Here is a 20,818-nt window from a genome sequence, read left to right as displayed (position 1 = left end):
AGAATAATAGGAAACGCTTTGACTTCGTCACAGCCAGAAAAAGATACCAATGTGAACGCATCAGCCAATAATGCGGCCACGTTACGTAAAGCCCTCAATGAATGTATGTTGCGTGATCGCTTCCGCTTGAGTAAGCGCATTGCAGGGGCAAATAAAATTAAGAAAGACGCCTCTCGTGGGGCGGTGTTTGATGAGATCGCTCTCGACATCGCTAAATCAATGATGGAGGCGGAGCAGCGTGGCCTCTGCTCACCGACAATCGAATACCCAGAGATCCTGCCTGTTAGCCAGAAGAAAGATGATATTGCCAAGGCGATTGAAGAGAATCAGGTGGTGATTGTTGCGGGTGAAACGGGTTCAGGTAAAACCACTCAGCTACCAAAGATCTGTGCTGAATTGGGCCGCGGTAAATATGGCTTAATTGGTCATACTCAGCCACGTCGTCTTGCTGCCCGTTCAGTTGCCAATCGTATTGCAGAAGAGATGGAAACGAAGCTGGGCGAGTTTGTCGGCTACAAGGTTCGATTTAACGACCAGATCTCTGAAAATACTCAGATTAAACTCATGACTGACGGTATTTTGCTGGCAGAGATTCAGCATGACCGTTATCTAAACCAGTACGACACCATCATTATCGATGAGGCTCACGAACGCAGTCTGAATATCGATTTTATTCTTGGCTATCTTAAAGAGCTGTTGCCGCGTCGCCCTGATTTAAAAGTGATCATTACCTCAGCAACCATCGATCCTGAGCGTTTCTCTAAGCACTTTAGTAACGCGCCAATCATCGAAGTGTCTGGTCGAACTTATCCAGTAGAGACTCGCTACCGTCCACTGCGTGGCGATGATGATGTTGATCGCGACCAGTTAGAAGGCATTTTTGACGCGGTAGATGAGCTGTGCGATGAAGGCTTAGGTGACATTCTGATCTTTATGAACGGTGAGCGTGAAATACGCGATACCGCAGATGCGCTGAGTAAGCGTAATTTAAAGAGCACTGAAATCGTCCCGCTGTATGCACGACTTTCTGCCGGCGAGCAGAACAAAATCTTCCAGCCTCATGCCGGGCGTCGTATCGTTCTGGCGACCAACGTGGCAGAAACCTCGCTGACAGTACCTGGTATCAAATACGTTATTGACCCGGGTACGGCTCGTATTAGCCGCTATAGTTACCGTACTAAGGTACAGCGTCTGCCTATTGAACCAGTGTCGCAAGCGAGTGCTAACCAGCGTAAAGGTCGATGTGGCCGTGTAGAAGAAGGTATCTGTATTCGTCTTTATTCAGAAGATGACTTCAACTCACGTCCAGAGTTTACTGATCCGGAAATATTACGTACCAACCTGGCTTCAGTTATTCTGCAGATGACGGCACTGGGCTTAGGTGACATTGAAGCCTTCCCATTTGTTGAGGCACCGGATAAGCGTAACATTCAGGATGGTGTTCGCCTGCTTGAAGAACTGGGTGCTATTAACGAGAAAGCCAAAGATCCTAAGAAACGTCTAACGCCTACGGGTCGTCAGTTGGCGCGCTTGCCAATTGACCCGCGTCTGGCTCGTATGGTGCTTGAAGCGCCTAAATATGGTGCCCTGAAAGAGTTGATGATTATTGCTTCAGCACTGTCCATTCAGGATCCGCGCGAGCGTCCGAGCGACAAGCAACAATCTTCTGATGATAAACACCGTCGTTTCTTCCATGAAGAATCAGACTTCCTGACCTTTGTTAACTTGTGGGATTACATCCAGAAACAGCAGAAGCAGTTATCCGGTAACCAGTTCCGTAAGCAATGTAAGCAGGATTACCTTAACTACTTACGTGTTCGTGAGTGGCAGGATGTGTATTTTCAGGTCCATCAGTCGATGCGCGAAATGGACTTCAAACTTAATGATGAACCTGCGAGCTATCAGGGGGTTCATAGTGCGATTCTGGTTGGTCTGCTGTCACATATCGGTATGAAAGATCAGGAGAAAAATGATTACCAGGGCGCGCGTAATGCCCGTTTTCATATTTTCCCTGCGTCAGGTCTGTTTAAGAAACAGCCTAAGTGGATCATGTCTGCAGAACTGGTGGAAACCTCGAAACTTTGGGGCCGCATTATCGCTAAGATTCAGCCTGAATGGATTGAACCACTGGCGAAACATCTGATTAAACGCAGCTACAGCGAACCACATTGGTCTAAGAAGCGCGCTGCGGTAATGGCACACGAAAAAGTGATGCTGTACGGGGTGCCAATCGTACCAAAACGTCTGGTTAACTACGGCAGTATCGATCAGGCAGTGAGCCGTGAGATCTTTATCCGTAGCGCATTAGTTGAAGGGGAGTGGGAAACGAAGCACGCCTTCTTCAGACAGAATCGCAAGTTACTTCAGGAAGTTGAAGAGCTGGAGCACAAGTCTCGTCGTCGTGACATCTTGGTTGATGATGATGAGCTGTTTGACTTCTATGACCAACGTGTTGGTACTGAAGTCGTATCGGCTAAACATTTTGATACCTGGTGGAAGAAAGCATCTAAGCAAAACCCAGAGTTACTTAACTTTGAAAAAGAGATGCTGTTTAAGGGCGACGCTAGTCACGTAACCGATCTGGATTACCCTAACTTCTGGCATCAGAATGGCCTTAAACTCAAACTGAGCTATCAGTTCGAGCCGGGTGAGGATAATGACGGCGTCACGGTTCATCTTCCTCTGCCAATTCTTAATCAGGTGGAACCCGCTGGCTTTGACTGGCAGATCCCGGGTTTACGTCATGAGCTGGTGGTGAGTTTAATCAAATCACTGCCTAAAACGATACGTAAGAACTTTGTCCCAGCGCCCAACTACGCCGACGCGTTCTTAGCGCGTTCAACCCCGTTTGAAGCACCGTTGCTGGATTCATTGGAAAAAGAGCTGCGCCGCATGACTGGAGTTGAAGTGTTGCGTGAAGACTGGAACCTGGCCCAGGTGCCAGACCATCTGAAAGTGACTTATCGTGCCGTTGACCATCGTAACCGCAAGCTCAAAGAGCATCGTGATCTCCACGAGCTCAAAGAGAGCCTGAAAGACAAGGTTCAGGAAACCCTGTCGAAAGTTGCTGATGATGATATTGAACAGCAGGGGTTACACACCTGGAGTTTTGGCGAGCTGCCAAAGGTGTACCAGCAGAAACGTGGTGGTTATGACGTTAAGGCCTACCCGGCAATCGTAGACAGCAAAGACAGTGTTGAAATCAAGCTGTACGAAACTGAGTATGAGCAGGTTTCAGCGATGAAAGCGGGTCAACGTCGTCTGATTTTACTTAATGTGCCGTCTCCGATTAAATATTTGCACTCAAACTTGCCGAACAAGTCTAAACTCGGTTTGTACTTCAACCCATACGGTAAAGTACTCGACCTGATTGATGACTGTATTGCTTGTGGTGTAGATAAGTTGATTGAAGAGAAGGGCGGTTTAGTGTGGCAGCCTGAACAGTTTGAACAGCTTAAAGAGCATGTTCGCGCTGAATTAGGTGACACTGTGGTAGAAATTGCCCAGCAAGTTGAGACAATTCTTACTACTGCATTTAACATCAACAAGAAGCTGAAGGGCAAGATTGACTTCACGATGGCTTTTGCCCTGTCGGACATCAAGGCGCAAATCGAAGGGCTAATTTTCAAAGGATTCGCCACAGAGTGTGGATGGAAGCGTCTGCCAGATATTCTCCGTTATATGAAGGCCATTGAGCGCCGGATGGAGAAACTGCCAATCGATCCAAACAAAGATCGCCTGCATATGCTGAAAATTGAATCCGTTGCTAACGATTACAAAGAACTGCTAAACAAAATCCCTAAGGGTGTCGCAGTACCTGATAACGTCAAACAGGTGCGCTGGATGATTGAAGAGCTTCGTGTTAGCTACTTCGCCCAGCAACTTGGTACCCCATACCCAGTATCAGACAAGCGAGTTAAAATGGCGATTGATGCTTGTTAGGTATGTAAATTGCATTAGAATATTTACAGTTCGGAATTTTGACAAATACGGCAGAAGCTTGCCAGCCCAAGCTTCTGCAGCTAATAACTAGAGAAGGTTTATTATGAAAAAGACACTACTCGCGCTAGCTCTGATTGGCGCATCAGCTTCAGCTTCTGCGGACTCTTGGATTTACGGCAGCGCAAGTGTGGGTCAAGCTGATCTGGGCAACGAATCATCGACGTCTTACAACGTTCACGTAGGTACCGGTATTCTACCGTTCATCGGTCTGGAAGCGGGTTACCAGAACTTTGGTGATTTCGACAACGTTCGTTACGGTAACCAAACACTAGATCTAGAAGGTTCAGCGGTTTACTTTGCAGCTAAGCCAAGCATCGACTTTGGTCCACTGCACGTTTACGCGAAAGCGGGTATCCACTCGTACGAGCTGACTGGTCAAAACAGCAATTTCAAAGAAGACGAAATTGACATGATGTACGGTGTGGGTGCTGAGTACTTTGTAATGGGTCCTATCTCACTAGGTGCAAGCTACAACGTATTCTCTATGAAAGAAGAAGACGTTAAGAACTTCTCTCTTAACGCGACCTTCCATTTCCTATAATCAATAGGATAGAGTTTTCTAAAGCCTGACTCCGGTCAGGCTTTTTTATGCTTTTTGTAAAGTACAAGTTTGTGAAAACAACTATTTCTATCTGGTTCATCTAGCGATAGTCTAAAGAGACGTTGATTAGCTTTAATCACAAGGCGGTGCTATGCAATCATCTGCGCGAGTAGACTCACAATCGACATCTTCCAAGCCTAACAATAAAAATCTCAGTATTCTGCTTGAGTTACTGACTTTCATTAAGCCTTATAAACTCAAAGTCGCCGCTGCTTTGATTGCCTTAGTATTGACTGCTTCTCTGACCTTGTCTGTGGGGCAAGGAGTAAGAGTGCTAATCGACCAAGGCTTTGCCCAACAGTCGACCCAGGAGTTGGGGAGTGCGATTGGGTTTATTATGCTGATCACTGTATTGATCTCTATCGGAACCTTTTTCCGTTTTTATCTGGTCTCTTCGGTGGGGGAACGGGTTAGTGCGGATATCCGACTGGCGGTGTTCAATCATGTCATCACCCTCCATCCGAGCTATTTTGAAACAAATGGCAGTGGTGACATCATGTCGCGTATCACCACTGACACCACTTTACTGCAAAGCATTATCGGTTCTTCATTCTCAATGGCGATGCGCAGTGCATTGATGTGTGTAGGGGCAATCATTATGTTGTTTGCCACCAACATCAAATTGACCCTGATAGTGCTGGCAAGTGTGCCCTTTATATTGGTACCTATCCTGGTTTACGGACGTAAGGTGCGTGCATTATCTCGTCAGAGTCAGGACTCGATGGCCGATGTCGGCAGTTATGCTGGGGAAGCGATTGAACAGATTAAGACCGTGCAGAGTTATAGTCGTGAGTCGCAGGAGAAGTCATTCTTTGCTGAAGAGGTTGAACGAGCTTATACCATAGGTCGTAAGCGAGTTAAGCAGCGAGCGATACTTATCTCCGGTGTGATCGTCATTGTGTTCAGCGCTATTTCAGGCATGTTGTGGGTTGGTGGCAGTGATGTCATCAATGGTGCCATGAGTGCTGGTGATCTTGCTGCATTCGTCTTCTATGCCATTATGGTTGCTTCGTCATTGGCGACGATTTCTGAAGTGATGGGTGAGCTACAGCGCGCAGCAGGCGCAACGGAACGCTTGATAGAAATTCTGCAGGTCGAGAGTAACATCGTCGCGCCAGTTGAGCCGCAATCCGCTCCTGATTCGCTCAGTGCAGACGTCGCTTTTGAACAGGTCAGTTTTTACTATCCTTCGCGGCCAGATCAAGCAGCGCTACATCAGCTAAGTTTATCGGTTCAAGAAGGGAAAGTGCTGGCGTTAGTTGGCCCGTCCGGTGCAGGTAAAACGACTCTGTTTGAGCTTCTGCAACGATTCTACGACCCTCAGATCGGTAAAGTATCACTAGGCGGCGTTGATGTGCGTGATTTCTCTCCAAGCGATTTACGTCAGCAGATGGCGTTAGTTCCTCAACAGCCAGCGCTGTTTAGCCATGATGTGTTTCATAACATCCGTTACGGCAATCCAGAGGCAACGGATGAACAAGTGATTGAAGCCGCGAAAAAAGCCCATGCCCATGATTTCATTGTTAACTTGCCGCAAGGCTACAACAGTTTTCTCGGTGAGCGTGGAGTTCGACTTTCCGGAGGTCAAAGGCAAAGAATCGCAATCGCGCGTGCTATCCTGAAAGACCCTAATATACTGCTGCTTGATGAAGCAACCAGTGCACTCGATAGTGAAAGTGAACATCATGTCCAGCAGGCGTTAGAAGAACTGATGCAGGGTAGAACGACCATCATTATTGCCCACCGCCTATCGACCATTAAACATGCTGACAAGATCGCGGTGCTTGATCAGGGTACCTTAGTTGATGTGGGCAACCACTCACAGCTAATGGTAAGTTGCGAACTGTATCAACGATTGGTGGAGCTGCAGTTTAAGCATCTGAACTAACGATACTTTGCCGTCAGTTGAGCTCGTTGTTTACCTTTCACGTATACAAGTGTGAATCCCCAAAGAGATGCGATATGTCACCTAAACAGAGAAACATACCGACCCACCGAATTTCACGCTTTGGTAAGCTGGCCACACTAGCAACCCGAGTAGCCGGTAATGTATTAACCGAAGGTTCGAAACAGCTGGTCAAAGGACAGAGACCTAAAGCAAAAGAGCTGTTACTGACACCTGCGAATATTTCTCGTCTCACCGAGCAGTTAGCCCATCTTCGTGGAGCGGCAATGAAACTTGGTCAGATGTTGTCAATGGATGCAGGTGATGTACTTGAGCCTGAACTGGCTGATATTCTGGCTCGTTTACGCTCAGATGCGGATCCTCTTCCGGCTAAACAACTCAATTCAGTGCTTGAAAATTCACTTGGTTCAGATTGGAAAGTGAAGTTCACTGCGTTCAATTTTAAACCGGTTGCAAGTGCCTCAATCGGACAGGTGCATCAGGCGTACAGCGATAGTGGTGACAAACTTGCGGTCAAAGTCCAATACCCTGGGATTAAAAAGAGTATCGATAGTGATGTCGATAATGTCGGGACTCTGCTTAATATCGTCGGGCTAATACCGGATTCAGTGGATTACAAAGGGCTGCTTGAGGAAGCGAAAAAGCAGTTACATGATGAAGCGGATTACCAGCGCGAAGCTCAATTTGCCGAGCGGTATTATCACGAGCTTCAAGGGACCACTCACTTTGTTGTACCGAAAATTGATCGCTCGATAACCTCTAGTTCGGTGTTAGCGATGGAATTTATCGAGGGCGTTTCAATAGAAGGTGTCGACGCGTTACCGCAGCCTGAGCGAGATCTCATCATGCATCGATTGCTGGAGCTGATGTTCAGAGAGCTGTTCGATTTTAGAATGGTTCAGACAGACCCCAATTTTGCGAATTACGTTTATTTGCAGCACACCAAGCAGATCGGTCTGTTGGATTTCGGTGCGACGAGAGAGTATGAGCAAGGTTTTAGTGACGGCTATCGATTGGCATTCTCCTCTGTGTTGAAAGGGGACGAGCAAGGTCTGAATAGGGCACTAGAGCAGATAGGATTCTTCAGTCAGGACATCCTGCCCGAACAAAGGCAGGCTATTTTGGAACTGGTGAAACTCGCTTGTGAGCCAATGCTGGCGGATCACGAGTACGACTTCAAAGCCAGTGGACTTGCTCAGCGGCTAAGAGAAGCCGGCACCATCTTGAGCTTAGAGCAGGACTACTGGCACACACCTCCTGCAGATGCACTCTTCTTGCATCGAAAAATTGCAGGAATGTACCTTCTCGCGGCTCGTCTCGGAGCCAGAGTCAATATTCGTCAGTTAGCGGCGCCATATCTTACTCTGTAAGTGATCAAATCTGGGCTGATTGCAGTAGTAGAGTATGACAATACCTGAATGAGTCCGAGACGATGAAAAGATTATTTGCTGTTATTGCGTTGGCACTGAGTGCCTACATCCCGGTCAGCTTTGCCGCTGACTGTCCAAACCTGTTAGATGCGCAACAACGATTACTCAACTCGACAGAGTCAATAAACCTGTGTGAAGAGTTTAAGGGTAAAACATTACTGGTCGTCAATACGGCCAGTCAGTGCGGCTTCACTTCTCAGTTTGCCGGATTAGAAGAGCTCCATCAGCAGTTTAAACAGCAGGGCTTTTCGGTGGTCGGCTTCCCCAGTAATGACTTCAAACAAGATAGGGGCTCAGAGCAGAACAGCGCCAAAGTATGTTACCTCGATTACGGTGTCACCTTTCCTATGATGGCGCGTTCCAGTGTTCGTGGCGGGGATGCTAATCCTGTTTTTTCGGAAATCAGCAAGCAGTCAGGCGTTGAGCCGAGATGGAACTTTTACAAGTACCTGATAAATCGTGAAGGTGAAGTGGTTGCGACTTTCCCAAGTAGTACTAACCCTCAGGCTCCTTCGCTCATCAATATGATCAAGCAGCAGCTGTAGGGAACGTGATATGGACTCGGACAATAAAACCATTCAACAGCTAGGCTATTGGGGATTAGTGCCATTTTTTCTTGGTACGGTCATGATCGCTTTCGATATGCAGATACTGGCCATTGGTGGGACCCAGTTATTTATCTCCTACAGTGCCGTCATCCTTAGCTTTCTCTCCGGGGTACTTTGGGGGCGTAGCCTCAATCATCAAGTCGCTACCAGTAAACGAATTGCATTAATTGTGAGTAATGTTTTTGCCTTGATGGCGTGGCTACTGTTATTACAAACCAGCCAGAGTGTTACAGCGGTCATTGCGTTACTCGGTGTGGGCTACGTTGCGATTTGGTACTTTGAGAAGCATACGTGGCGCGACGAACTGACTGACCTCTATCAAACCATGAGGCGCAACCTGACAGGGATGGTTGCTGGGCTGCATTTGGTGGTGGTGTTTGTTTAGCAGTCGCCGGTAAAAATTTGCGACTCAGTTAATAGCTTCTAACAATAGAATTGCGCAATTTCAGCGCGCTAGACACTATTAGATTTCAATTTGAAAAGGATATTCGGAGTCGAAGATTGAAAGTCGAAGTAGTGAAAGGAACAGTCGCGCAGATCGATGCAATTGCTCAGCTATTTAACAGTTATCGAGTTTTTTATGGTCAGAAAAGTGATCTGGACTTAGCGAAAAACTACATTCATGAACGGATTGACAACAAGGAGTCAGTGATTTTCTTAGCGACAGATGGCGAGGGGCAACCATTGGGCTTTACCCAACTATACCCATCGTTCTCATCGATATCCGCCAAGAGAAGCTGGATTCTCAATGATCTGTTTGTCTCTGAGCAAGCTAGGGGAGCTGGGGTTGGGAGAGTGTTGATGAATGCCGCAACACAACATGCCATTGAAACGGGAGCCAAGGGACTTAGTCTGGAGACCGCGCGCGATAACTTCGTTGCTCAAAAGCTATACGAGTCATTAGGTTACCAGCGTGACAATGCCTACTTCAGTTATTTCCTCAGCGTGTAGATAACCGATGAGCAGAACATAAAAAAAGCCACTCAATTGAGTGGCTTTTTGACCTGAATAGTCAGCGAATTATGCAGTTTGCTTTTGCATTTCCGCTTCTTTCTCTTCATCTTCAATTAGCGAATCAACGATAACCGCACACGCCGCATCACCAGTGATGTTAAGCGCAGTACGAATCATGTCGAAGATACGGTCAAGAGCGAACAGTAGTGGCAGACCTTCAATTGGAATACCAGCCGCCAGGAGTACTGCAACAACCAGGAATGATGGACCAGGAACACCCGCCTGACCAACAGCACCTAGAGTAGAAGTCACGATGATCGCAATGTAAGCACCCATACCAAGATCGATATTGAATAGCTGAGCAAAGAAGATCGCTACCAGACCGTAGTAGATTGCGTTACCAGACATGTTGATTGTTGCACCTAGAGGTAAAACAAACGAAGCCGTCGAATTCTTAACGCCTAGCTCGTGCTCAACAGTGTCCAGAGTTACTGGAAGCGTAGCCATTGATGAAGCAGTAGAAAGTGCAACGGCTTGTGGCTTCTTCATCGCTACCAGGAACTTCTTCGCTGAAGTCTTAGTGAAGATGTGAACCATTAGCGGGTAAGCAACAAAACCAAAGATTAGGATCGCAGCTACGTAAACGACGAATAGCTTGAATACCACCATCAGGGCAGCAAAACCAAACGTACCAACGGCTTCAGCCATCAGACCGAATACACCAATTGGAGCAATGATCATTACCTTGTTGATCATCCATACCATAGCGTCAACAATGCAGTTTACACCGTTCATGATTGGTTCACGGCGTTCTTTTGCTTGCTTAGAAATCGCGATACCAAAGAACATACAGAACACAAGGATCTGCAGGATGTTTGCTTCGTTCAGTGATTGGAAAACGTTGGTTGGGATCATACCAGTAATGGTCGCCCAGAAAGTTGGTAATTCACCTTTAGAAGCGTACTCCGCAGAGAACATGCCTTCAACGCCTGATAGGTCGATGCCAAGTCCAGGCTTAAATACTTCCCCCATAAAGAGTGCTAGTGCTACTGCAAGAGCCGAAGTCAGACCAAAGTAACCTAGTGTTACCAGACCAACTTTACCTGCCGACTGGCTGTTACCCAGACCAGCTGCGCCTGAAATAAGGGCAACGGCTACTAGAGGGATAACCAACATTTTGATTAGGTTGATAAAGATCGCGCCAAGTGGAGCGAACATGGTAGCGCTCTCTCCCATGAAGGCACCAACGGCAGTACCTACGATCATGGCAATCACGACTTGAACACCAATGTTGCTTAGTAAATTCTTTTGTTTTAACACTTCCATAACCTCTGTGCTAATAAAATTTAATTTCCTAGAATTACCCACCAAGTTAAAACTTGTTACCGGATAATAATTTCGTCTTGCGTTGTACACTTAAATTTTACATTTAGCAATATGGGCAGGGTGTTGATCAGGGCAATAATCGACGTTTTATTGATGAATGCTAATTTTTTGCTCAATAGCAACCGTTTGCTATTTGGTGGGGTTATACGGTAAGGCTGATTGATTGCCTGTTTTTGCGGTCAGGGAGAGAGGAAAAAGCAACATAAAATGTTAAAAAAAAGATCAGCTTTTTACCTGTGATAAGAAGCTGATCTCATAGCAGTTTAGATGGCTAACACGCTACTTGTGTGTTGCAGTCTTCATTGAAGAAACAAAGTTTGCTAGTTGATTTAACATCTCTGCGGGTTGTTCGAGGTGGTTTTCGATGATTTTTACTACTGCAGAGCCTGAGATTGCGCCCGCAGCACCGGCCTCAATCGCCTGTTTCACCTGAGTTGGATCAGAGATACCAAAACCTAACAGCGCTGGTGGAGCGTCGAATTGGTTTAGTTTCTCTAGCATATCTCCTACTGGCATATTGGCTTTAGTTTCCGCACCAGTTACGCCAGCACGCGAAAGCAGGTAAGTATAACCACCACCAAGTTGCGAAACTTGCTGTAGAGTCTCATCACTAGCTGTTGGTGGTGCAATGAAGATAGGGTGGATACCAAACTTCTCTGCCGCCGCAACAAACTCACCACTCTCATTGGTAGGTACATCAGCAATCAGTACTGAATCGATACCCGCATCAGCACAACGCTGGTAGAAGTTTTCTACACCACGTGAGTAAACCAGGTTCGCGTACATCAGCAGACCAATAGGAAGTTGTGGGTATTTAGCACGGATTCTGGCAATCAGATCGAAACAGATATCTGGCGTCGCACCAGAATCAAGAGCTCGAATGTTAGCCCCCTGAATTGTCGGACCGTCAGCTAAAGGGTCTGAAAATGGAATACCGAGTTCAAGGGCATCGGCACCCGCTTCAACCAGTGTTTCCATGATCTTAAAAGATTGCTCAGGGTTTGGATCGCAAACCGTTACGAACGGAACGAATGCGCCTTGGTTATCATCGTTGAGGCGCGCGAATAGATTTTCATAACGGTTCATTAGATCGCTCCTTTTTGTTGCAGAATGTCATGGACGGTGAAGATATCTTTATCACCACGACCTGACAGGTTTACTACTAATAGTTGTTCTTTCTCAGGATTTTCACGCGCCATACGCAGAGCGTGTGCGAGTGCGTGAGAAGACTCTAGTGCCGGAATAATACCTTCGTTACGGGCGAGTTCCTGGAACGCTTCCAATGCTTCATCATCTGTCACGTTGTCATATTCCGCGCGACCAATAGCGTTCAGGTGAGCGTGTTGAGGGCCGACTGATGGGAAGTCCAGACCTGCAGAGACAGAGTAAGACTCTTCTACCTGACCATTTTCGTCCTGCATCAATGGAGCTTTCATACCAAAGAAGATACCTGTTTTACCGTGTTTAAGCGGCGCACCATGCTGGTCAGTATCAATACCTTTACCTGCTGGCTCTACACCAATCAGGCGAACACTCTCTTCTCCAATAAAGTCAGCGAACATACCAATGGCATTAGAACCACCACCGACACAAGCGATCACGGCGTCAGGCAGACGACCTTCACGAGCAAGAATCTGATTCTTAGTCTCTTCACCAATCATGCGCTGGAAATCACGAACAATGGTTGGGAATGGGTGAGGGCCCGCAGCGGTACCTAGTAGGTAGTGCGCCTCTTCATAACTTGCAGACCAGTCACGCAAGGCTTCATTACAAGCATCTTTCAGCGTTGCTGAACCAGAGTGTACCGGAATGACTTCAGCACCCATAAGCTTCATACGGAATACGTTCGGGCTTTGACGCTCAACGTCTTTAGCACCCATATAAACGCGACATTTCAACCCTAGTAACGCACAAGCTAAGGCTGTCGCAACACCGTGCTGACCAGCGCCCGTCTCAGCGATGATTTCATGCTTACCCATACGCTTAGCAAGTAACGCCTGACCCAGTACCTGGTTAGTCTTGTGTGCACCACCGTGCAGCAGGTCTTCGCGCTTAAGGTAAAGTTTGGTCTTGGTACCTTTAGTCAGGTTGCGAGTCAGAGTGAGCGCCGTAGGGCGACCCGCATACTCTTGCAGCAAAGACATAAACTCGCTATGGAACTCAGGATCTTGCTGAGCATCAATGAAAGCTTGTTCTAGCTGCTCAAGAGCCGGGACAAGGATCTGTGGTACATACTGACCACCATATTCGCCAAAGTAGGCATCTAGTTTTGCCATGGTGTAATTCCTTAAATTTGTCCAGCGTGAGCGTCTCACGCTGCTAATAAATTAGTAGTTTCTTATCGCGCAGAAGGCTTGTTCCAGCTTCTCGCCATCTTTTTTACCCGGAGAGTGTTCAACGCCTGAGTTTAGGTCCAGGCCGAGGCAGCCTTGTTCAGCGGCTTTTTGGGCGTTGAAAGGAGTAATTCCTCCGGCGAGCATCACTTTGGATGGGTCACCTATCAGAGACCAGTCGAACACTAATCCTGTACCACCAACCTGTGACCCTACTTTGGTATCCAGTAAATGACGGTCAACGTTGTCATTAATCAGTTCAGGCACTGACTGGCTAACACCGTAGGCCTTCCAGATTTCAACCTGAGCGGGAAGTTGAGCTTTGAGTTGGTTAACGAACTGCTGATCTTCGGCACCGTGTAACTGAACAGCTGAAAGGCCGAGCTCACTTACCGTATCGATGATCTGCTTAGCATCGTGGTTTTGGAATACACCAACATAGTTAAGAGGAGCACCGCTCATTGTCAGACGAGCCGCTTCCATATCGACATGACGCTTAGACTGCTCGACAAAAATGAGCCCGCCAAACACTGCGCCTGCCTGATACGCTTTTGCCGCATCATCCGGATGAGTCAGGCCACAAACCTTGTTTTCGCCCATCGTGACTTTACGTACTGCGAGTTCAAGGTTCTCTTCTGCCATCAAAGAACTGCCAATCAGGAATCCATCAGCAAACTGTGCAAGATCGCGCACCTGCTGGTGAGTGTAGATACCTGACTCAGAAATAATGGTCGCTTCAGGAGCTAACTGACGAATGGTCGGAGCCAGCTCCTTAGTGCGATTTAAATCGGTAGAAAGGTCGCGCAGGTTACGGTTGTTAATACCGATCACTTTCGCGCCAAGTTTCACCGCGCGATGCAACTCATCTTCGTTACTGACTTCTGTTAATACACCCATATCAAGCGAGTGGGCGACTTCTGCTAATTGTGCATACTCTTGGTCATCTAGCACCGACAGCATAAGCAGAATAGCGTCAGCACTGTAGTGACGAGCCAGATAAACCTGATAGCTGTCGACCATAAAGTCTTTGCATAGGATTGGTTGTTTAGCCTGTTTTCTTACCTGTGGCAAAAACTCGAAGCTGCCTTGAAAATACTTCTCATCGGTCAGAACAGAGATCGCGTTCGCATGGTCGTTGTATACGCTGGCAATGTAATCAAGGTCGAAATCATCACGAATAAGACCTTTAGATGGTGAAGCCTTTTTACATTCAGTGATGAAGACCGTTTGCTGCTGATTCAATGCCTGATAAAAGCTACGATCTGAAGCAACAAGCGTATCTCTGAATGTCTCCAATGGCTGAGACTGTTTACGCTCCGCGACCCATTGGTACTTGTCTCGAACAATTTTGGCCAATACTTCTGCCATTTCAGCCTCTTTGACTGAAACGTGCTCGGATAATTTCTCTTTCACCTGAGTCATTTTGCTTACCTTGTTATGCGTGGTCAGCCAGCTGCTGAACCAGCTGGTATGCCTTGCCTGAGTTCATTGCTTCAATGGCTTGTTGTGTATTGGCTTTAAGATCTTCATGGCCGAATAGGCGCATCAGAAGTGCCACGTTGACGGCGACTGCGCCAAGTTGAGCGTCAGTCCCTTTACCTGTCAGGATATTGGTTATGATGGCGCGGTTCTCTTCCGGGTCTCCACCTTTAATCGCTTCAAGAGGGTGCTCATCAAGGCCAAAGTCTGCCGGAGTCAGCGAGTATTTGTGGATCCGACCATCTTTAATTTCTGCGACAGTTGTTTTGCCATGAATCGCCACTTCATCAAGTCCGCTGCCGTGAACAACCGCTGCGCGTTTCATACCCATTTGCAGCATAGTTTCAGCGATTGGGTCGACTAATTCTTCACTATACACACCCATCAGTTCGATGTTTGGACGTGCCGGGTTAATCAGTGGGCCAAGAATATTGAAGATAGTGCGCGTTTTCATTGTCTGACGTACTGGCATCGCGTGACGAACACCAAGGTGGTATTGAGGCGCAAACAGGAAGGCAACACCTAGCTTATCGATGGCGGTGCGCGTGTCTTCAGCACTCATTGCCAGATTGATACCGAAAGAGTCAAGCAGGTCTGAGCTACCAGATTTACTTGAAACGCTACGGTTACCGTGTTTCGCCACCTTTAAACCGCAAGCTGCCGCTACGAAAGCCGCCGTAGTGGAGATGTTGATGGTGTCGTGACCATCACCTCCAGTGCCAACGATATCGGCAAAATCGTAGTCAGGACGCGGGAACGGGTTAGCGTTTGCCAGTAGTGCTTTAGCTGCGCCAGCGATTTCATCTGGCGTTTCGCCTTTGATTTTCAGTGCAGTTAAAGCAGACGCCATCAGGATCGGGTCTAACTCGCCGCGAATGATAACGTCAAATAGTTGTTGGCTCTCTTGTTGAGTGAGCGACTGCTGCTCGTAGAGCTTATTAATAATCTGTTCCATGATTCTGTTCCTTACTTGCCGTTATTCTCTAAAGCCCACTCGATTGCATTCGCCAGCAGCGTTGCACCATAAGTCGTCATAATCGATTCTGGGTGGAATTGGAATCCACATACCTTGTCTTGCTCTTGTACTACAGACATGACCAAACCATCAACCTCTGCGGTAATGGTCAGAGCATCAGGCACTTCAGTCGCAACCAATGAGTGGTAGCGAGCGATGGCAAGTGGTGATGGTAATTCCTGATAGGTCGGGTGGTTATCGTGTTCCATCATCGACACTTTACCGTGGATGATTTCACCAGCACCCGCTACGGTACCGCCGTATGCTTCAACTATCGCCTGATGACCAAGACAGATGCCAATCATAGGTACCTTGCCTTTAAGGCGTTGAATGATTTCTGGCATCGAGCCTGCTTCGGAAGGGGCACCTGGTCCCGGAGAGAGCAGTACAACCGGATTATCCAGTTCTGTTACTGCTGATTCGATAGCTTGCGCTGCGATGTTATTACGATACACCGTCACCTGGTGACCCAGTGAACGGAACTGATCAACCAGGTTATAGGTAAAAGAGTCAAAGTTATCGATAAAAATAATATTCGCCATCTCGTTGCTACTCCTTATGTGCTGCCTGAATAGCAGAGATTACTGCTTGTGCTTTACCGCGAGTTTCGTCAGCCTCAGCTTGTGGATCTGAATCAAATACCACACCGGCACCGGCCTGAACCTGAGCGATGCCATTTTCGACATACGCAGAACGGATAACAATACAGGTATCCAGCGTCCCTTCACCTGTCAGATAACCAACCGCGCCGCCGTAACTGCCGCGACGAGCCTGTTCGACATCGCGAATCAACTGCATAGCACGGATTTTTGGAGCCCCGGTCAGTGTGCCCATATTCATACACGCCTGATAAGCGTGCAGGGCATCAAGGTCTTCTCTTAGCTGACCAACCACTCGAGAAACTAAGTGCATGACATGGCTGTAGCGGTCTACTTTCAGCAGATCGGCCACATGGCGAGAGCCCGGTTGTGAGATACGCGCGACATCGTTACGTGCTAAATCAACCAGCATCATGTGTTCTGCGTTCTCTTTCTTATCGGTACGAAGTTCAAGTTCGATACGGCTGTCGAGATCAAAATCAATCTCACCGTTTGGACGTTTACCACGACGGCGCGTGCCGGCAATAGGGTAGATCTCTACTTGATTGGTGCTGGTTTCGTACTTAAGAGCGCTTTCAGGAGAGGCGCCAAACAGAGTGAACAGTTCATCCTGCATATAGAACATGTAAGGGCTTGGGTTGCTCTGCTTAAGGGCTTTGTACGCTGCAAGCGGTGATGGGCAAGGGAGAGTGAAGCGACGGGAAGGTACCACCTGGAACACGTCTCCTTTCACCACATACTCTTTCAGATCACGGACAATCTGACAGAAGTCTTGATCTGCAATACTTGGCTGGGCTGTAGTATCAGCGACTGGCACTGCCTTTGGTAAAGGTTTAAGGTCGGCACACTGTTGACGAATAGATTCAATGCGTTGCTCTAGTCTTTCACGACTTGAGTCGTCAGCAAACAGTGTCGCCTGAAGGTCGCAGGATTGTTTCTGGTGATCGACGACCAGAAGCGTCTCAGCGACGTAGAAGACATAATCAGGGCATTGGCTGGTCGCTTGCGCGTCACCCAGAGGTTCAAAGTTAGCCACCAAATCATACGCAAACAGACCGCCAATAAAGACAGCGTGCTTATGTAGCGCCTCGATATCAAAGCTATGTTGAATCAGGCGCAATGCGTCGAATGACGACGCTTCGCGTAGACGGGAATCTTCGTCTAATGTATCGCAAGGCGTTGCGTACTCTAGTACCAACTGGCTGCCGTCAAATGTATGCTCAATATTGACATTAATATTGTGAGTAAGGTGAGAAAGCAGGTTTTTACCATTGTTAGTGAGCGCGGTCATCGTCACTGTATGGCCAAAACAGACAATACGCACCGCAGAGTCCACAATGAGCAGACTTTGCAGATCTTGCTTAGAATCGATCTCTGCAGATTCTAGTAACAGGCTGTCACTTTTATGTTCACATAAGGTGTGAAACAACTGAGTCGGATCTTCGGCATAAGGTGCGGTGGTTCGAAGTAATTCGATAGCGCCTAGCTTTTTGATTTCAATGGCCTTGTTCACCAGACCTCCTTATCTCTAAAAATTTATTCCTGCCTACATAGTCGCATAAAGCGAACAGGTGCCCAATCAAGTTTCGGTTAAATTTGTCCATTGTTTGAGCAGTTGGGTGTGAGGCAGATTACAAAACAAAAAAGCCCGCTTTAGTAGCGGGCTTTCAAACATGATTGTTACTTATTAAAAGTACACGTTAGCCCACCAAGAACTTGTCCAAGTGCGCCACCAAGCAAGATCAGCTGTTCTATTCTTGATAGAACCAGCAGTAACTTTTACTTTTTGCTTTAGCTTGATGTCTTGTAACATAGTGAGCCTTAATTCAGGTACTTCGTATTTGTGTACTAGTTAACTAGTGCAGAGGTAAAAAGTCAACTAAAAAACTAAAATTATGAGAATTGATTTACATAGTCACACCACAGCCTCTGACGGACGACTGCCTCCCAACGAATTAATCGACAGGGCGTTGAGTTTTCAGCTCGACGTTCTGGCGATAACTGACCACGATACGGTAGATGGACTAGCACCTGCACATCACTACATCAAAGAGAACAATCTGCCGCTCAAGCTGATTAACGGCATAGAGATCTCAACCGTGTGGCAAAACAAAGATATCCATATTGTGGGTTTGAATATTGACCCTGATTCTCAGGCGCTGAATGCGTTAATCGAACAACAAAAGAAACACAGAGAAGGGCGTGCAGAGTTGATCGCCTCCCGTTTGGAGAAAGCAACTCGCGAAGGTGTACTCGAAGAAGTCAAACTCATTGCAGGCGAAGCGCCAATTACCCGAGCTCACTTCGCTAAGTGGCTGGTTGACAACCAATATGCCAAGACTATGCAGCAGGTGTTTAAAAAATACTTAACCCGCAATAACCCGGGATATGTACCGCCAACATGGTGCTCAATGAAAGAAGCGGTAGATGCGATTCACCAAGCTGGTGGTCAGGCTGTTCTCGCTCATCCGGGTCGCTATGATCTGACAGCGAAGTGGGTAAAACGCCTACTTGCTGCGTTTGTTGAAGCGGGTGGTGACGCGATGGAAATCGCACAGCCGCAACAAGCTCAACAAGAAAGGCGCAACTTGGCTGATTATGCTATACAATACAAACTATTAGCTTCGCAAGGCAGTGACTTCCACTATCCGTCGCCTTGGATGGAGCTAGGCAGAAATTTATGGTTGCCATCGGGAGTCGAACCAGTATGGAAGGACTGGGGCATTGAGCCTTCGGCAACAGATTCAGCCCATATCAAATAACTATAGAGTCGTGAGACTCGATAATGAGGAATTACAATGAGCCAGTTTTTTTACGTTCATCCAGAAAACCCACAGGCTCGCTTGATCAATCAGGCTGTAGCAATCATTCGTAACGGTGGGGTAGTGGTGTACCCAACCGATTCAGGCTACGCACTTGGTTGTCAGCTTGAAAACAAACAGGCATTAGAGCGCATTTGTCAGATTCGTCGCTTAAACGACAAGCATAACTTTACCTTGTTGTGTCGCGATCTGTCCGAGATATCCTTGTATGCACGTGTCGATAACACCGCTTTCCGTTTGCTTAAGAACAACACGCCGGGGCCTTACACTTTTATCTTTAAAGGAACCAAAGAGGTGCCTCGTCGCTTAATGAACGCGAAGCGCAAGACTATTGGTATTCGTGTTCCGGACAACCGTATCGCTCTTGACCTACTGGAAGCTTTAGGTGAGCCGCTGATGTCGACGTCGCTTATCCTGCCAGGCAGCGATGTGACAGAGTCTGACCCGGAAGATATTCGTGACAAGCTAGAACATGCTGTCGACTGTATTCTTAACGGTGGTTATCTTGGCGAGCAGCCAACGACTGTGGTTGATTTCAGCGAAGATGAACCTGTTATTGCTCGCGTAGGTTCTGGGGACCCAGCACCGTTCGAGTAATCAAAAGTGCGTGATTTTCACCACACTTTTTGCGATAATGTGCGACCGCGATTTTTGGTCGCACTTGTTTATTCGACGTCTGAGAAGACGACACATAGGTAGATAAATGAACGAAAAACTACAGAAAGTATTAGCCCGAGCTGGTCATGGCTCTCGTCGCGAACTAGAAGCTTTAATTAAAGCGGGTCGCGTGAGTGTGAACGGTATCGTTGCTAAGCTTGGTGAACGACTGGAAGATGAAAACGCAGTTGTGCGTATCGACGGCCATACCGTTTCTGCTAAAGCGCAGGAAGAAGTGATTTGTCGAGTACTCGCGTACTACAAGCCGGAAGGTGAACTGTGTACTCGTCATGACCCAGAAGGTCGTCGTACTGTATTTGACCGTCTGCCTAAAATCCGTGGCTCTCGCTGGATTTCAGTCGGCCGTTTGGATGCCAACACTTCAGGCCTGCTACTATTCACGACTGATGGTGAGCTGGCTAACCGTCTGATGCACCCAAGTCGTCAGGTAGAACGTGAGTACTTGGTACGTGTGTTCGGTGAAGTGACAGAGCAAAAAGTTAAAAATCTGGTTCGTGGTGTTGAACTGGAAGATGGTATGGCACGTTTCGAAGATGTGGTTTACGCAGGTGGTGATGGTATGAACCACACTTTCTACGTAGCGATCAACGAAGGCCGTAACCGTGAGGTTCGTCGTCTGTGGGAATCTCAGGATACGACTGTTAGCCGCCTTAAGCGTGTGCGCTACGGTGACATCTACCTGGACAAGAAACTTCCTCGTGGTGGATGGATGGAGCTTGACCTTAAAGAGGTTAACTACCTACGTGAGCTAGTAGAACTTCGCCCAGAGCGTCAAACACTTCTAGATGAGAGCAAAGCAAACTCATCTCGTAAACGTGAGCGTTCACGCAGTCAGAAGATTCGTCGCGCAGTTAAGCGTCACGAAGAGCGCGTAAACAGCGGTGGTGGTCGTAGCAACAACCCTGCTCGCCGTAAGCCAAAGAAAGGCTCAGGCCAGCAAGGTGCTCGTAACAAGCAGCGTTAATTGACTAAGTCAGATTTGAAAAAGCAGCCTAATGGCTGTTT

18 protein-coding genes and 1 other annotated feature are annotated in these 20,818 nt (G+C 47.5%); of the genes, 10 read left to right on the top strand and 8 right to left on the bottom strand.

Features of this window, described 5'->3' with window-relative positions; genetic code table 11:
* Positions 1-18 precede the first annotated feature (18 nt).
* The 7 genes from hrpA to RH46_RS07075 all read left to right on the top strand — a co-directional run bounded on the left by hrpA (position 19) and on the right by RH46_RS07075 (position 9,498).
* A complete protein-coding gene (gene hrpA, locus RH46_RS07105) occupies positions 19-3,942 on the top strand; it encodes an ATP-dependent RNA helicase HrpA (protein WP_006878724.1) in 3,924 nt (1,307 codons plus the stop codon).
* A gap of 103 nt (positions 3,943-4,045) precedes the next feature.
* The gene (locus tag RH46_RS07100) at positions 4,046-4,543 is read left to right on the top strand and encodes an outer membrane beta-barrel protein (RefSeq protein ID WP_006878723.1); all 498 of its coding nucleotides are present in this window, start codon (positions 4,046-4,048) and stop codon (positions 4,541-4,543) included.
* A gap of 151 nt (positions 4,544-4,694) precedes the next feature.
* Positions 4,695-6,491: an ABC transporter ATP-binding protein/permease gene (locus RH46_RS07095; protein WP_006878722.1), complete on the top strand. Its 1,797-nt coding sequence runs from the start codon at positions 4,695-4,697 to the stop codon at positions 6,489-6,491.
* A gap of 74 nt (positions 6,492-6,565) precedes the next feature.
* The gene (locus RH46_RS07090; RefSeq protein WP_006878721.1) at positions 6,566-7,879 is read left to right on the top strand and encodes an ABC1 kinase family protein; all 1,314 of its coding nucleotides are present in this window, start codon (positions 6,566-6,568) and stop codon (positions 7,877-7,879) included.
* Between the two features lie 62 nt (positions 7,880-7,941).
* The gene (locus tag RH46_RS07085; RefSeq protein ID WP_006878720.1) at positions 7,942-8,484 is read left to right on the top strand and encodes a glutathione peroxidase; all 543 of its coding nucleotides are present in this window, start codon (positions 7,942-7,944) and stop codon (positions 8,482-8,484) included.
* Between the two features lie 10 nt (positions 8,485-8,494).
* Positions 8,495-8,932: a DUF3429 domain-containing protein gene (locus tag RH46_RS07080; protein ID WP_006878719.1), complete on the top strand. Its 438-nt coding sequence runs from the start codon at positions 8,495-8,497 to the stop codon at positions 8,930-8,932.
* A gap of 116 nt (positions 8,933-9,048) precedes the next feature.
* Positions 9,049-9,498, top strand: a complete 450-nt coding sequence (locus tag RH46_RS07075; RefSeq protein WP_006878718.1) for a GNAT family N-acetyltransferase — start codon at positions 9,049-9,051, stop codon at positions 9,496-9,498.
* A gap of 69 nt (positions 9,499-9,567) precedes the next feature.
* Here the strand turns inward: RH46_RS07075 and RH46_RS07070 are convergent, their stop codons facing one another.
* The 8 genes from RH46_RS07070 to trpL2 all read right to left on the bottom strand — a co-directional run bounded on the left by RH46_RS07070 (position 9,568) and on the right by trpL2 (position 18,126).
* Positions 9,568-10,827 (bottom strand): dicarboxylate/amino acid:cation symporter, encoded by a 1,260-nt coding sequence (locus RH46_RS07070; RefSeq protein ID WP_006878717.1) that lies wholly within the window; start codon positions 10,825-10,827, stop codon positions 9,568-9,570.
* A gap of 339 nt (positions 10,828-11,166) precedes the next feature.
* On the bottom strand, positions 11,167-11,973 hold the full coding sequence (gene trpA / locus RH46_RS07065) for a tryptophan synthase subunit alpha (protein ID WP_006878716.1): 807 nt from the start codon (positions 11,971-11,973) through the stop codon (positions 11,167-11,169).
* Positions 11,973-13,163 carry a tryptophan synthase subunit beta gene (trpB, locus tag RH46_RS07060; RefSeq protein WP_006878715.1) on the bottom strand — a complete coding sequence of 397 codons (1,191 nt, stop codon included), beginning with the start codon at positions 13,161-13,163 and terminating at the stop codon, positions 11,973-11,975. The genes trpA and trpB overlap by 1 nt, the downstream gene beginning before the upstream one ends.
* Before the next feature lie 51 nt (positions 13,164-13,214).
* A complete protein-coding gene (gene trpCF, locus RH46_RS07055) occupies positions 13,215-14,642 on the bottom strand; it encodes a bifunctional indole-3-glycerol-phosphate synthase TrpC/phosphoribosylanthranilate isomerase TrpF (protein ID WP_006878714.1) in 1,428 nt (475 codons plus the stop codon).
* Positions 14,643-14,655: 13 nt separating this feature from the next.
* A complete protein-coding gene (gene trpD / locus RH46_RS07050) occupies positions 14,656-15,654 on the bottom strand; it encodes an anthranilate phosphoribosyltransferase (RefSeq protein WP_006878713.1) in 999 nt (332 codons plus the stop codon).
* Between the two features lie 11 nt (positions 15,655-15,665).
* Positions 15,666-16,256 (bottom strand): aminodeoxychorismate/anthranilate synthase component II, encoded by a 591-nt coding sequence (locus tag RH46_RS07045; RefSeq protein WP_006878712.1) that lies wholly within the window; start codon positions 16,254-16,256, stop codon positions 15,666-15,668.
* A gap of 7 nt (positions 16,257-16,263) precedes the next feature.
* Complete coding sequence (locus tag RH46_RS07040; RefSeq protein ID WP_006878711.1) at positions 16,264-17,826, bottom strand: anthranilate synthase component 1; 1,563 nt, start codon at positions 17,824-17,826, stop codon at positions 16,264-16,266.
* 125 nt (positions 17,827-17,951) lie between these two features.
* Positions 17,952-18,054, bottom strand: a sequence feature (Trp leader region).
* Positions 18,001-18,126: a tryptophan operon leader peptide gene (gene trpL2 / locus RH46_RS21755; RefSeq protein WP_071985902.1), complete on the bottom strand. Its 126-nt coding sequence runs from the start codon at positions 18,124-18,126 to the stop codon at positions 18,001-18,003. It overlaps the preceding feature by 54 nt.
* An 82-nt stretch (positions 18,127-18,208) precedes the next feature.
* Here trpL2 and rnm point away from each other — a divergent pair, with 82 nt between their 5' ends.
* The 3 genes from rnm to rluB all read left to right on the top strand — a co-directional run bounded on the left by rnm (position 18,209) and on the right by rluB (position 20,777).
* Positions 18,209-19,075, top strand: coding sequence for an RNase RNM (gene rnm, locus RH46_RS07035; protein WP_006878710.1), 867 nt, complete (start codon positions 18,209-18,211; stop codon positions 19,073-19,075).
* A gap of 36 nt (positions 19,076-19,111) precedes the next feature.
* Positions 19,112-19,732 carry an L-threonylcarbamoyladenylate synthase gene (locus RH46_RS07030; protein ID WP_006878709.1) on the top strand — a complete coding sequence of 207 codons (621 nt, stop codon included), beginning with the start codon at positions 19,112-19,114 and terminating at the stop codon, positions 19,730-19,732.
* 106 nt (positions 19,733-19,838) lie between these two features.
* Positions 19,839-20,777: a 23S rRNA pseudouridine(2605) synthase RluB gene (gene rluB, locus RH46_RS07025; protein ID WP_006878708.1), complete on the top strand. Its 939-nt coding sequence runs from the start codon at positions 19,839-19,841 to the stop codon at positions 20,775-20,777.
* Positions 20,778-20,818: the final 41 nt, after the last annotated feature.

The organism is Vibrio brasiliensis LMG 20546 (assembly GCF_000189255.1).
GTDB classification, from domain to species: domain Bacteria; phylum Pseudomonadota; class Gammaproteobacteria; order Enterobacterales; family Vibrionaceae; genus Vibrio; species Vibrio brasiliensis.
This window is presented reverse-complemented; position numbering and strand designations above follow the sequence as displayed.

Excerpts from the sequence above, each read along its gene's own strand:
- RH46_RS07100 (WP_006878723.1), top strand. The coding sequence starts at position 4,046 with ATGAAAAAGACACTACTCGCGCTAGCTCTGATTGGCGCATCAGCTTCA.
- RH46_RS07095 (WP_006878722.1), top strand. The coding sequence starts at position 4,695 with ATGCAATCATCTGCGCGAGTAGACTCACAATCGACATCTTCCAAGCCT.
- RH46_RS07090 (WP_006878721.1), top strand. The coding sequence starts at position 6,566 with ATGTCACCTAAACAGAGAAACATACCGACCCACCGAATTTCACGCTTT.
- RH46_RS07085 (WP_006878720.1), top strand. The coding sequence starts at position 7,942 with ATGAAAAGATTATTTGCTGTTATTGCGTTGGCACTGAGTGCCTACATC.
- RH46_RS07080 (WP_006878719.1), top strand. The coding sequence starts at position 8,495 with ATGGACTCGGACAATAAAACCATTCAACAGCTAGGCTATTGGGGATTA.
- RH46_RS07070 (WP_006878717.1), bottom strand. The coding sequence starts at position 10,827 with ATGGAAGTGTTAAAACAAAAGAATTTACTAAGCAACATTGGTGTTCAA.
- trpA (WP_006878716.1), bottom strand. The coding sequence starts at position 11,973 with ATGAACCGTTATGAAAATCTATTCGCGCGCCTCAACGATGATAACCAA.
- trpB (WP_006878715.1), bottom strand. The coding sequence starts at position 13,163 with ATGGCAAAACTAGATGCCTACTTTGGCGAATATGGTGGTCAGTATGTA.
- trpCF (WP_006878714.1), bottom strand. The coding sequence starts at position 14,642 with ATGACTCAGGTGAAAGAGAAATTATCCGAGCACGTTTCAGTCAAAGAG.
- trpD (WP_006878713.1), bottom strand. The coding sequence starts at position 15,654 with ATGGAACAGATTATTAATAAGCTCTACGAGCAGCAGTCGCTCACTCAA.
- RH46_RS07045 (WP_006878712.1), bottom strand. The coding sequence starts at position 16,256 with ATGGCGAATATTATTTTTATCGATAACTTTGACTCTTTTACCTATAAC.
- trpL2 (WP_071985902.1), bottom strand. The coding sequence starts at position 18,126 with ATGTTACAAGACATCAAGCTAAAGCAAAAAGTAAAAGTTACTGCTGGT.
- rnm (WP_006878710.1), top strand. The coding sequence starts at position 18,209 with ATGAGAATTGATTTACATAGTCACACCACAGCCTCTGACGGACGACTG.
- RH46_RS07030 (WP_006878709.1), top strand. The coding sequence starts at position 19,112 with ATGAGCCAGTTTTTTTACGTTCATCCAGAAAACCCACAGGCTCGCTTG.
- rluB (WP_006878708.1), top strand. The coding sequence starts at position 19,839 with ATGAACGAAAAACTACAGAAAGTATTAGCCCGAGCTGGTCATGGCTCT.